The 12,463-nt window shown below is 64.4% G+C and carries 11 protein-coding genes; 10 read left to right on the top strand and 1 reads right to left on the bottom strand.

Annotated features, from left to right (window positions below):
- The first annotated feature begins 25 nt into the window (after window positions 1-25).
- Together aspS and ACNAOU_RS11790 are read left to right on the top strand one after the other, a co-directional pair.
- The gene (gene aspS, locus ACNAOU_RS11795; protein WP_018777750.1) at window positions 26-1,819 is read left to right on the top strand and encodes an aspartate--tRNA ligase; all 1,794 of its coding nucleotides are present in this window, start codon (window positions 26-28) and stop codon (window positions 1,817-1,819) included.
- 86 nt (window positions 1,820-1,905) lie between these two features.
- The gene (locus tag ACNAOU_RS11790; RefSeq protein WP_039241683.1) at window positions 1,906-2,682 is read left to right on the top strand and encodes a GNAT family N-acetyltransferase; all 777 of its coding nucleotides are present in this window, start codon (window positions 1,906-1,908) and stop codon (window positions 2,680-2,682) included.
- Here the strand turns inward: ACNAOU_RS11790 and ACNAOU_RS11785 are convergent.
- Window positions 2,646-3,290, bottom strand: a complete 645-nt coding sequence (locus ACNAOU_RS11785) for a Vms1/Ankzf1 family peptidyl-tRNA hydrolase (RefSeq protein WP_051088496.1) — start codon at window positions 3,288-3,290, stop codon at window positions 2,646-2,648. The two genes, ACNAOU_RS11790 and ACNAOU_RS11785, sit on opposite strands and share 37 nt — an antisense overlap.
- A gap of 41 nt (window positions 3,291-3,331) precedes the next feature.
- Here ACNAOU_RS11785 and ACNAOU_RS11780 point away from each other — a divergent pair, with 41 nt between their 5' ends.
- The 8 genes from ACNAOU_RS11780 (at window position 3,332) to ACNAOU_RS11745 (ending at window position 12,443) form a co-directional block, all read left to right on the top strand.
- Window positions 3,332-4,774, top strand: coding sequence for a replication-associated recombination protein A (locus tag ACNAOU_RS11780; protein ID WP_422756992.1), 1,443 nt, complete (start codon window positions 3,332-3,334; stop codon window positions 4,772-4,774).
- A 190-nt stretch (window positions 4,775-4,964) separates the two neighbouring features.
- Window positions 4,965-5,585, top strand: a complete 621-nt coding sequence (gene rpsD, locus ACNAOU_RS11775) for a 30S ribosomal protein S4 (protein WP_018777746.1) — start codon at window positions 4,965-4,967, stop codon at window positions 5,583-5,585.
- 158 nt (window positions 5,586-5,743) lie between these two features.
- Window positions 5,744-6,118 (top strand): DUF948 domain-containing protein, encoded by a 375-nt coding sequence (locus tag ACNAOU_RS11770; RefSeq protein WP_018777745.1) that lies wholly within the window; start codon window positions 5,744-5,746, stop codon window positions 6,116-6,118.
- A 22-nt stretch (window positions 6,119-6,140) separates the two neighbouring features.
- Window positions 6,141-6,371, top strand: coding sequence for a hypothetical protein (locus ACNAOU_RS11765; protein WP_026267164.1), 231 nt, complete (start codon window positions 6,141-6,143; stop codon window positions 6,369-6,371).
- 114 nt (window positions 6,372-6,485) lie between these two features.
- Complete coding sequence (alaS, locus tag ACNAOU_RS11760; protein ID WP_018777743.1) at window positions 6,486-9,164, top strand: alanine--tRNA ligase; 2,679 nt, start codon at window positions 6,486-6,488, stop codon at window positions 9,162-9,164.
- Window positions 9,165-9,166: 2 nt separating this feature from the next.
- A complete protein-coding gene (gene ruvX / locus ACNAOU_RS11755; RefSeq protein WP_018777742.1) occupies window positions 9,167-9,757 on the top strand; it encodes a Holliday junction resolvase RuvX in 591 nt (196 codons plus the stop codon).
- Complete coding sequence (gene mltG / locus ACNAOU_RS11750; protein ID WP_422756991.1) at window positions 9,754-11,592, top strand: endolytic transglycosylase MltG; 1,839 nt, start codon at window positions 9,754-9,756, stop codon at window positions 11,590-11,592. Before ruvX ends, mltG begins: the two co-directional genes overlap by 4 nt.
- Window positions 11,589-12,443 (top strand): shikimate dehydrogenase family protein, encoded by an 855-nt coding sequence (locus tag ACNAOU_RS11745; protein WP_055975941.1) that lies wholly within the window; start codon window positions 11,589-11,591, stop codon window positions 12,441-12,443. The genes mltG and ACNAOU_RS11745 overlap by 4 nt, the downstream gene beginning before the upstream one ends.
- Window positions 12,444-12,463 lie beyond the last annotated feature (20 nt).

The following is a 12,463-nucleotide window of genomic DNA, read 5'->3' as shown; positions in this document are numbered from 1 at the left end:
TAAATTTCATGCTGAAAGGAATGCTGTGCTGCGCACACATGACCTCGGATCACTTCGTTCCGAGCACATTGGACAAACCGTTACCCTTGCCGGCTGGGTGGGCCGGCGCCGTGATCACGGTGGCGTTGCATTCGTTGACCTGCGCGACGCGTCCGGCGTTGCCCAGGTGGTTGTCCGTGAGGAGGAGGTCTTCCACGGCCTCCGGAACGAGTACGTCCTCCAGGTGACGGGCACGGTCAACAAGCGTCCCGAAGGCAACGAAAACCCTGCCCTGGCGACGGGTGAAATTGAGGTCATCGCCGACAACGTGGTTATCCTCAACACTTCCGAGCCCCTTCCGTTCCAGATCGACGAGCACGTTGAGGTTGGCGAGGAAGCACGTCTCAAGCACCGCTACCTCGACCTTCGCCGCCCCGGCCCGGCCCGCAACATGCGCCTCCGTTCGGAAGCCAACCGCGTAGCGCGTGAGCTCCTCCACCAGCGTGGTTACGTCGAGATCGAAACACCCACGCTGACGCGTTCGACGCCGGAAGGCGCCCGTGACTTCGTTGTTCCGGCCCGCTTGGCCCCGGGTTCCTGGTACGCCCTCCCGCAGTCGCCGCAGCTTTTCAAGCAGCTTCTCCAGGTGGGTGGCTTCGAGAAGTACTACCAAATCGCCCGCTGTTACCGCGATGAGGACTTCCGCGCAGACCGCCAGCCGGAGTTCACCCAGCTGGACATCGAAGCCAGCTTCGTGGACCAGGACGACGTCATTGAACTCGGCGAGGCAATCGTCAAAGCACTGTGGCAGCTGATCGACGTCGAAATCCCTACGCCGATCCGCCGCATGACGTACCTGGACGCCATGGCCAAGTACGGCTCCGACAAGCCGGACCTGCGTTTCGGTGTTGAGCTGACTGAACTGACCGACTTCTTCAAGGACACCAACTTCGGCGTCTTCAAGGCCCCTTACGTTGGTGCTGTCGTGATGCCGGGCGGCGCGTCCCAGCCACGCCGTACCCTGGACGGCTGGCAGGAATTTGCCAAGCAGCGCGGTCACAAGGGCTTGGCCTACGTGCTCTACAAGGAAGACGGCGAACTGGCCGGTCCGGTCGCCAAGAACCTCACCGAAACCGAGCGTGCAGGCCTGGCGGACGCTGTTGGTGCGAAACCGGGAGACTGCATCTTCTTCGCAGCCGGCGAGAAGTCTGCCGCCCGGGCACTGCTCGGTGCCGCGCGCGTTGAGATCGGTCACCGTACCGGCCTCATCGATCCCAACGACTGGGCCTTCGTATGGATCGTGGACGCCCCGATGTTCGAGCCGGCCGCCGCTGCTGTCGCTTCCGGTGACGTGGCAGTTGGCGGTGGCCAGTGGACAGCAGTGCACCACGCCTTCACCTCGCCCAAGCCCGAATTCCTGGACACGTTCGACAAGGACCCGGAGTCGGCCCTGTCCTACGCCTACGACATCGTCTGCAACGGCAACGAAATCGGCGGCGGTTCCATCCGTATCCACGACCGGGCCGTGCAGGAACGGGTGTTCCAGCTCATGGGCCTGGACAAGGAAGACGCTGAGACGAAGTTCGGCTTCCTCCTGGAGGGCTTCAAGTACGGCGCACCTCCCCACGGCGGAATGGCGCTCGGCTGGGACCGCGTCGTCGCGTTGCTCGCCGGTGTGGAGTCCATCCGCGACGTCATCGCCTTCCCGAAGTCGGGCAACGGCTATGACCCGCTGACTGCGGCGCCTGCTCCGATCACGGCACAGCAGCGCAAGGAGGCAGGCGTCGACTTCAAGCCGGAGGCCAAACCTGCGGCCAAGCCGGCAACCGCGTCCGAGTAAAGTCCTGGCCAAAAGGCTCTCCACCATGGTGGGGGGCCTTTTGGTGTTCGTGCCACATAATTTCCCGCATATGAGAGGTGCCGCAGATGATGGAGCAAGCACTCCTTGAAGACCTCATGGATAAGGCCTGGCCTGCCCTTGACCGGGAGGAGACGGGGGAGTGGGTGCTGCGCGCTTCGGAGGGAGTGACGCAACGGGCAAACTCAGTGTGGCCCAGGGTGTCCCACCAGACCGGACACGACGGCATCAGCCGGTCGGTCCAGGCCGCCGCGCGCTGGTACCGGGACCGGCGGCTTCCCCTGATCTTCCAGGTCTTCAACGATCCCCGCAGCGAAGACCTCAATACCGTCCTGGACGAGCAGCGCTTCACCCGGCAGTCAGAAACCAGGATCATGGTCAGGGACGCTGCCGGGACATCCGCGGCTGCCCCCGGGCCTGGCGTAGAACTCAACGACCATCCCACCCGGGAATGGTTGGACCTGTGGTGGTCGGTGGATGGCCGCGGCGGCGAGGCAGAGCTGTCGGTCGCCCACAGAATTCTTGCCGCCTGCCCCTCGCTCTACGCCCTGCTGAGGGACGACGACGGCGTTCCCGCCGCCGTCGGGCGTCTCGCCTTGGTGGACGGCTGGGGCGGTATCTACAGCATGGCGACATCGCCGGCGCACCGCAGGCGTGGATACGCTACAAGGATTCTGGATGCGTTGTTGCGCGCCGGAAGCCAACGGCGACTCGAAGGGTTCTGGCTGCTGGTTACCGCGGCCAATCAAGGAGCCCGGGACCTCTACTTGCAGGCGGGTTTTACTGACCAAGGTGGCTATCTTTATCGTCAGGCGCCGCTGAAACGAGCGCCCGGCGGCTGCTGAGGCGGTTGCTGAACAGGTGCATCCGACACCGTAATCCGGACGGAGCAGGCGTCAGCTGCAGCTTTTGGCAGTACGGCTGACTTCGGTTCCTGGACATCCAGGAAGGCGAGCCTTGTCCGGCCGGCAACTGCCTTGAGGGATGCGTGGGCGAGGACCTGGTCCACCAAGGTCCGGTCACCGCCGGGAACGATGTACTCAATCCTGTGGCCGGAGAAGATCCGTGCGGCGTGTTCCGCCGTGGTTTTGGCGTCGATAAAGCGCGAACCGCTTTTCGAGGCCAAGATGGTGGAACCGCTGGCAGCAGCCAGGGCGTAGCCACCCCTCCGGACCAGCAGCAGCCCGAGACCGCGCTCCTGGGTGGCGAGCGAGGCGAGCCGGTCCAGCTCTGTCGCCCCGCGCCCCGGCCTTCCGTCAGCAGGCCACGGCGGTCGCAGCAGGGCCTCACTTCCGTCGGCCGCCCGCAGCAGCAAGCCGCCGTCGTCCAGGTCTTCCTCAACCGGGCCGTGGCTTGAGGCGAACCGGGCCACCCACCCTTGCAGCCTTTCCCCGGGCACTAAGGCGGTCCTGCTGCCGCCCCTGCGTTGCGGGGCTGATGCTGGGCGGTGCACGTCGATGTCTCCTTTGCTGGAACTATGAGTAGCCTATCCATGTGGAAGATCTCTTTGGTGCCGGCGCAGTGGACGACGACGAGTCGGAGGAGCAGCCTGCCGCAGGGGGACCCTCGGACGCCAACTGGATGGCGTCCCAACGCAGTCCGCTGGCAGTGCGGATGCGGCCACGGACCTTGGACGACGTTGTGGGACAGCAGCACCTGCTCGGGCATGGTTCCCCGCTCCGGCAACTGGCGGCCGGCGCGGAGGCTGCCGGTCCGGCCGGCCCCAGCTCGGTGATCCTTTGGGGGCCGCCTGGAACAGGAAAGACCACCCTGGCGCATGTGATCGCCCGCGGTCCCGGCCGGAAGTTTGTTGAGTTGTCTGCGATCACCGCCGGCGTCAAAGACGTACGCCGGGTCATGGACGAGGCCCTGACGGCCCGTGACCTGTACAAGAAGACCACTGTCCTGTTCCTGGACGAGATCCACCGCTTCAACAAGGCCCAACAGGATGCCCTCCTGCCGGGGGTTGAGAACCGCTGGGTCGTGCTGGTGGCAGCAACCACGGAAAACCCGTCCTTCTCGGTGGTCTCGCCCCTGTTGTCGCGTTCACTGCTGCTGACGCTGAAGCCGCTGACTGACGATGACATCTCGGGACTGCTGCAGAGGGCAGTGTCCGACGCCCGCGGACTCGCAGGCCGCGTTGAGCTCAGCCCGGAAGCGCTGGATCATCTCGTGCGGCTGTCCGGAGGCGACGCCCGGCGTGCGTTGACGGCATTGGAAGCCGCTGCCGGGGTAGCTTTCGGTGACTCAACCGCCGTCGACGACCCGGCCGCCGTCGAAGCCGAAGCGCCGGACGCCGCGGTGCTGGTGGAACTCCGCCACACGGAACGGGCCTTGGACGCTGCGGCGGTGCGCTATGACCGCGCGGGGGACCAGCATTATGACGTCGCCAGCGCGTTCATCAAGTCCATCCGCGGCTCGGATGTGGATGCGGCACTGCACTATCTGGCCCGGATGCTCGAAGCCGGGGAGGACCCGCGCTTCGTGGCCCGACGGATCGTGATCTCCGCCGCCGAGGACATCGGCATGGCCGACCCCACCGCATTGCAGACCGCCGTGGCAGCGGCGCAGGCTGTGCAGTTGATCGGCATGCCTGAGGGCCGCATTGTGCTGGCCGAGGCCGTGGTGCACCTTGCAACGGCGCCTAAATCCAACGCCGCCTACATGGGCTTGAACAAAGCGGTGGCGGATGTGCGTGCAGGCTATGGCGGCGGCATTCCGATGCATTTGCGGGATGCCCACTATCCCGGTGCCAAGCAACTGGGCCACGGCACCAGCTACAAATACGCCCACGATGAGCCGCACGGGATAGCCACCCAGCAGTACCCGCCGGACGACCTCGTCGGCAAGGACTACTACCAGCCCACCAACAACGGCGCGGAGCGGGATATTGCGGCCAGGTTGGAGCGGCTCCGGAAGATCGTCCGCGGCGAGTAGCGGAGGCAGGGCGGTTCCAACGCCCGTGGTAGCATTGATCCTTGTCTGGCATGACCCGACGCCAAATCCCTTGAAGATTTCTTCAACGGTGCTGCGCGCCCGGGCCAGTAGCAAGAGGCAGCGGTTGGCCGATGCTCTCCCTGATGGAGGCCAGTAACACAGATACACCGCAGTAATTGGAAGGACACAAGTGGCTAACAACACTCGTGCTCGCCGTACCGCACGCCTTTCGCGTGCACTCGGCATTGCTCTGACCCCCAAGGCCGCCAAGTACATGGAGCGCCGCCCGTACGGCCCCGGTGAGCACGGCCGTGCCCGCAAGAAGCAGGACTCCGACTACGCCGTACGTCTGCGCGAAAAGCAGCGTCTGCGCGCCCAGTACGGCATCCGCGAAGCCCAGATGACCCGTGCCTTCGAAGAAGCACGCCGCACCAAGGGCCTGACCGGTGAAAACCTGGTCGAGCTGCTCGAAATGCGTCTGGACGCCCTCGTGCTCCGTGCAGGCTTTGCCCGCACCATCGCACAGGCACGCCAGCTCGTCGTGCACCGCCACATCATGGTTGACGGCGTCCGCGTGGACCGCCCGTCCTTCCGCGTTGGCGAAGGCCAGCTCATCCACGTTCACAGCCGCTCCGAGGTCATGGCACCGTTCCAGGTCGCCGCTGCCGGTGCACACGTCCTGAACAACGTGCCCGCATACCTGGACGTCAAGATCGACGCCCTGCAGGCACGCCTGGTTCGTCGCCCGAAGCGCTCTGAGGTCCCCGTGATCTGCGAAGAGCAGCTCGTCGTCGAATTCTACGCTCGCTAAATTCAAGCAGCACAGACAAAGAAGCCCGTGGCAACCGCCGCGGGCTTCTTTGTCTATAAGGTACCGGGCCACTATAGGTAAGGTACTGGGGGAGGCCTTGGCCAAAGCCGCGATGCGGCTGGTGCAAGGCAGCGCAACGATCCTAGGAGAAGTGTTCTATGTCTGGTGGCGACATTGCCGGCCTCATCGCAGCAGGAGTCTTCGCGCTCCTGGTTCTGCTGTTGGCTGTGCCCATTCTGAAGTTGGGCGGCGTTTTCGATGAGGTCCGCACCTCCATCCGTTCCATCAGCGACGGCGCCACGCCTTTGATGGACGAAGTGACTGCCACGGTCACTACCACCAACCAGCAGCTGAAGAAGGTCGATGGCATCGCCTCCAACGTCTCGGACGCGTCAGCCAACATCTCCGCGCTGTCCTCGCTCGTGGCCGCCACGGTTGGGTCGCCGCTGATCAAGGTGGCTGCTTTCAGCTACGGAGTCCGCTCGGCTTTCGCCGCACGCCGGACCCCTTCCTCCGGCCGTCGCAGCCGCTGAATCAACGGGAGACCATAAACCGATGAAGAGAATTGTTTGGATGGGCATTGGCGTCGCAATCGGCGTCATCGCCTTCCGTAAGATCACCGAGGCACAGGCAAACCTGGGCCCCGAAGGTTTGAACCGTGCGGTTGGCCGGATGGCTGACGGGCTGTTCGACTTCGCCGACGCAGTGCGGTCCGGCATGCACCAGCGGGAAGAGGATCTCCGCGCAGCGCTTGGAATTGACGACGCCGTAGCAGGCGGACGGTAGCGGAGCGGTTCGCTCCCAGGCCCTCAACAGGGCAGAATGGAAAGCTGCGGAACGGCACCAGCCGGTACCGCGCACATCGTGTGCAGTGAATTGAGAAGGGTAAGTAATCAGCTAATGAAGTCGCAGGAGATCACCAAGCGCTGGGTGGACTTTTTTGTCAGCAAGGGCCACACCGCCGTTCCCTCCGCGTCGCTCGTTTCCAGCGACCCGTCACTTCTCTTCACTGTGGCCGGAATGGTGCCGTTCATTCCCTACCTGACCGCCCGCGAAGAGCCGCCCTACAGCCGTGCCACGAGCGTCCAGAAGTGCATCCGCACCGGTGACATCGAGGAGGTAGGCAAGACTGCCCGCCACGGAACGTTCTTCCAGATGTGCGGCAACTTCTCCTTTGGTGATTACTTCAAGGAAGATGCCATCAAGTTCGCCTTCGAACTGCTCACCACCAGCGTGGACGACGGCGGTTACGGACTGCCTGCCGAGCGCCTCTGGGTGACGGTCTACGAAGAGGACGACGAAGCCAAGGAACTGTGGCTCAAGAACACCGGCATCCCGGCTGAGCGTATCCAGCGCATGGGCAAGGCTGACAACTACTGGTCCACCGGGCAGCCCGGCCCCGCCGGCCCATGCTCGGAAATCTACTACGACCGCGGCCCGGCGTACGGCATCGAAGGCGGCCCGCTGGCCGACGAAACCCGGTACATCGAAATCTGGAACCTTGTGTTCATGCAGTACCAGATCGAAAACGTCCGTTCAAAGGTGGACTTCGATATCGTCGGCGAGCTGCCGAAGAAGAACATCGACACCGGCCTGGGCATGGAGCGCCTGGCGATGATCCTCCAGGGCGTCGAGAACATGTACGAGACCGACCAGGTCCGCCCGGTCATCGACAAAGCTGCCGAACTGTCCGGCCGCGAGTACACTTCGGCCGAGTCGCCGGAGGACCCGCACCACACCGATGACGTCCGCATGCGCGTCGTCGCGGACCACATCCGGTCCGCCCTGATGCTCATTGCCGATGGTGTGGCGCCGTCCAACGAAGGCCGTGGCTACGTGCTGCGCCGCCTCATCCGCCGGGCTGTGCGCGCCATGCGCCTCCTCGGTGTCGAGAAGGCATGCCTTCCTGACCTTCTTCCCGCCTCCCGCGACGCCATGAAGGGCGTTTACCCGGTGGTGGAAACCGACTTCGCGCGCATCAGCCGCATTGCTTACGCCGAGGAGAAGGCCTTCCTCCGCACCATTGCTTCGGGAACGGCCCGCCTGGAAGACGCTGTGGCCGAATCGAAAGCTGCAGGAGTTCCGTTGTCCGGTGCCGATGCCTTCGCGCTGCACGACACCTACGGCTTCCCGATCGACCTGACCCTGGAAATGGCCGAAGAAGCCGGCCTCAAGGTTGATGAGGCAGGCTTCCGCGCGCTCATGCTTGAACAGCGCCAGCGCGCACAGGCTGATGCCAAGGGCAAGAAGGGCGGCCACGCCGACCTCAGCGCCTACCAGGAGCTTCTCGGCAAGGGTGAGACCGTCTTTACGGGCTACGACGAACTTGAGGGCGAAGCAAAGGTCCGGGGCATCGTCAGCGCAGGCCGTGCTGTCGCACATGCCTCCACGGGTGACGAAATTGAGCTTGTCCTCAACGAAACCCCGTTCTACGCCGAAGCAGGCGGCCAGTCAGCAGACACCGGCCTCATCACCGGTGACGGCTTCGTGGTGGAGGTCCTTGACGTCCAGCGTCCCATCAAGGGCCTGAGCGTCCACAAGGCCATCGTCCGCGAGGGTGAGATTGCCTCCGACGCACTGGTGCGGGCCGCCGTCGACCGTGAACGCCGCCACGCCGCAGAGCAGGCCCACACCGGAACGCACATTGTCCATGCCGCCCTCCACCAGATCCTTGGGCCCGAAGCTACCCAGCGAGGCTCCTACAACAAGGCCGGCTACCTGCGCTTCGACTTCGCCTGGGGTGAGGGCCTCAGCCCCGCCACGCGTTCCGAGATTGAAGAAGTCTCCAACATCGCCATCCGGAACAACTACCGCGTTGACACCAAGGTGATGGGCCTGGCAGAGGCCAAGGCGCTGGGCGCCATGGCCCTCTTCGGCGAGAACTACGGCAGCGAGGTACGGGTCGTCGAGATCGACGGCGCCTGGTCACGTGAGTTGTGCGGTGGCACCCACGTATCCAACACCTCCCTCATCGGCAGCCTTTCGCTGCTGGGCGAGCAGTCCGTAGGTTCGGGAAACCGGCGCGTCGAGGCCTTCGTAGGCTTGGACGCGTTCCGTCACCTTGCCGCGGAGCGCGCACTGGTGACTGAACTGACCGAGCTTTTGAAGGTCCCGTCCGGCCAGCTTGCCGATCGCATCTCGAGCACGCTGAACAAGCTCAAGGCCACGGAGAAGGAACTCGACCGCCTCCGCAAGGAACAGCTCACGGCAGCAGCCGCCAACCTCGTCGGAACGGCAAAGGACGCAGCCGGCGTGCGCGTAGTTGCCCACGACGCCGGCCAGGTGGGCGGCGCAGATGACCTGCGGAACCTTGCCCTGGACCTGCGCAGCCGTCTCGGTTCGGACGCCGCCGCAGTGGCCGTTGCCGGGGTCAGCAACGATCGCCCGGTCATCCTCATCGCCACCAACGAAGCCGCCCGCGAGGCCGGAGTGAAGGCCGGTGCGCTGGTCCGCCTGGCTGCAGGCATCCTCGGTGGCGGTGGTGGCGGCAAGGACGACGTCGCCCAAGGCGGTGGCACCGACGCTGCGAAGGTCTCTGAGGCCCTCACAGCGGTGGTGGACGCGATTGCCAAGCGCTGACGGTGTCCGCCCGTACTAACGATGACGTCTACCCCCGGGGTATCAAGCTGGGGGTAGACGTCGGTACCGTCAGGGTTGGCCTTGCCCAGTGCGATCCTGACGGCATTCTCGCCACGCCGTTCAAGACGGTAGGGCGCGATGCCAAAAAGAACTCCGATGTCCGTTTGGTGGTCAAACACGCCGCTGAGCTGCCTGCGGTGCAAATATTTGTGGGCCTTCCCCGCACCATGAAGGGGGAGGAGCGCGGCTCCGCGGCCATGGCTGCCGAGTACGCATTGCTCCTTGTGGAAGAGCTGGCCCGCGCCGGTCTGGACATTCCCGTGAACCTCGTCGATGAGCGGCTTTCCACTGTTACGGCACACCGCAACCTGCACGAAGCTGGCATGAGCAGCAGGAATCACCGTAAAGTGGTTGATCAGGTTGCTGCTGCTGGAATACTCCAGCACGCGATCGACATGCAAAAAGCCAGAGGAACGGACATCGGCCGCCGAGTGCAGGCACCGGCGGAGTCCGAAAAGCCCAGCAGTGCCCCAACGCTGCAGGCTGCCTCAGGCAGTGAACCCGATACTTCAACGAGGGGACTGCAACTGTGAGCCCGGTCAACAACGACCCCTCCAGCGGTACCGCCGGCGGCGGCATGCCGCTGACCCGCAAAGAGCTGCGGGCGCGGGAACGATTCCTCGCCACGCAGAACCACAACGTCGTACCCGTTCCCGAAGCGACCCCCGGCGAAGATTCCTTGTCGGTCGAAACAGAGGCGGAACTTCCACGTCCCGTTCCTGCTGTTCCAGCTCCACGCGTCCCCGAAGCGCCGCCGGCATCTGCAGCCCCGCCTGCCGCCAACCCTCCGGCAGCAGCCGCCCCGCCGGCAGCACCTGCCGCCCCGCCGGTACCCGCCCAGAAGCCGGTAGCCGAGCTTCAGAATGAGCGCGGGAACGTCGAGCATGATGACGTGGTGCACGCGCCGGTCACCCCCGAAGCAGCCCCTGCGCCCCAAGAACACGCACCGGACCATGAGCCTGCACCGGACCACGAGCCTGCGCCGGACCATGAGCCTGCGCAGCACCATGAGCCTGCGCCGGACCATGAGCCTGGATCGATCAACCATGACGGGTTCGACCACCCCCATGCCGGGCATGGTGAAGGGGAACTGGTCCACGCTGAGCATTCCGCGTTACCCCTCGAAGCCCATGAGTACGCCGAGCATGACGCGCACTACGGCGTAGCAGCCCATGATGGCTTTCACGACGGGCTGCACCCGGATGAGCTCCACCACGATGAGCTCCACCACGATGAGCTCCACCACGACGATCATCCCCACGAGTTGTTGGCGCCTGCAGTGACCACGGCGGCGGCCAAAGCCGCCGCGAAGAAGGCGCGCCGCCGTCGTCGTGTCCTTGCCCTCCTCCTGACGCTGGGAGTGTTCGTCGCTGCCATCGCCGTTGGCGCGCAGTTCCTGAAGCCGTTGCTGGGAATGGACAAGGTTACCGACTACCCGGGACCCGGCACGGGTTCCGTCGTCGTCACGGTGCCCCAAGGCTCTGGACCCAAAGCTGTAGCCAACGACCTCGTGCAGAAACATGTTGTGGCGGACGCCGATTCGTTCGTCAAGGAGTTCGCGAGCCAGGGCGGTGAGTTGTCGCCCGGTGACTTTACATTCCGGACTGAGATGAAGAACTCGGACGCCGTTGCGGTCCTGGTGAACAAGGACACCTCCAAGGTCATGTACTTCGCGTTGAGCGCTGGATTGCGTATCACCGAGTCCCTGGAAGCCATTTCCAAGGGCTCAGGCATTCCGATGGAGCAGCTCAACGCCCTCAACCAGGCTCCTGGGCAGTTCGGCGTTCCGGCCAAGGCCAAGAACCTCGAAGGCTTCCTGGCACCGGGGGAGTATCGCTTTGAACTCGGCACTTCCGCCAAGGACATCATCCAAAAGCTTGTCACCACCACTTTGGATGAACTCAAAGCCCAGGGAATCACCGATCCCGCCAAGCAGTACGACACCGTGACCATCGCCAGCATCGTGCAGGCGGAGGGCGGACAGGCGGACTACGGAAACGTCGCGGGCGCCATCTACAACAGGCTCAAGCCCAACAACGTCGAAACCAGCGGGCTCATCCAATCCGACGCCACGGTAACCTACGGGCTGGGCAGGAAGTCCTTCCATGTCACGGAAGAAGAAAAGGCTGACAAGTCCAACCCGTACAACACGTACGCAAATGTGGGTCTGCCGGTGGGTCCCATCGGTTCTCCGGGCAAGACCGCGATCGATGCCGCGGCCAAGCCGACGCCCAACGACTACATGTACTGGGTAACGATCAACCTGGATACCAAGGAGACCAAGTTCTCCAAGACGCTGGCTGAGCACAACACCTATGTTGAGCAATACAACGCATGGTGCCAGGCCAACGCGGGACGGTGTGTGTGAGTCGTCGGGCTGCGGTCCTTGGCCATCCGATCTCCCACTCGAAGTCTCCGGCGCTGCATACTGCTGCCTACGCCAAGCTGGGTGTGGACATCGGGTACTCGGCCATCGATGTCACCGTTGCCGGCCTTCCGGCCTTCATGGAATCGCTCCGGGCAGAAGACTCCTGGTGTGGCCTGTCCGTAACCATGCCGCTGAAGTCGGCCATGGTCCGTGAAGTCGATGAGGTCCGGGGCGCCGGCGCCCTTTTGGGCGTCATCAACACAGTCGTTTTCGAGTACGACGGCGGCGCGGTGCGTCGGGCGGGATACAACACCGACGTCGCGGGCATCGTGGAGTCGGTCAGGTATGCCGGCGTTGCCACCACCCCGCACGCCGCCATCCTCGGTGGTGGCGGTACTTCCGCTGCTGCGGTCGCCGCCGTCCATGAACTTGGCGCGGACCACGTGGACGTCTTCGTCCGCGACGCCGGTCGTGCCGGTGACGCCGAAGCCGCCGCGGCCGCCGTCGGGATCTCCCTCTCCGTCAGGCCGCTGACGGAGGCCGCCACGGCTGTAGCGGGCACGGACCTGGTGATATCGACCTTCCCGCCCCGCGCCGCTGACGATTTGGCCGAGGAACTGGCGGCACTGCCGGGAACCGGGGCCGGTGTCCTGCTGGATGTCGCCTACGATCCTTGGCCAAGCCGCATTGCGGAAGCCTGGCGCGGCCACGGGGGAGCGGTAGTCCCGGGGCTGGAGATGCTGATGTACCAGGCGGCAGAGCAGATACGGCTCTTCAGCGGCTGTGACGTTGATACCGCCGTCATAGATGTGATGTGCGACTCAGTCGGGCTTCCCCGGCGGGTGTTCTAGAGGCCCTACATGGCAGGATT

It is taken from the genome of Paenarthrobacter sp. C1, from assembly GCF_049315185.1.
In the GTDB taxonomy this organism is placed as follows: Bacteria; Actinomycetota; Actinomycetes; order Actinomycetales; family Micrococcaceae; genus Arthrobacter; species Arthrobacter nicotinovorans.
The sequence above is the reverse complement of the archived record's forward strand: the minus strand, read 5'-3'. Positions and strand labels throughout refer to the sequence as shown.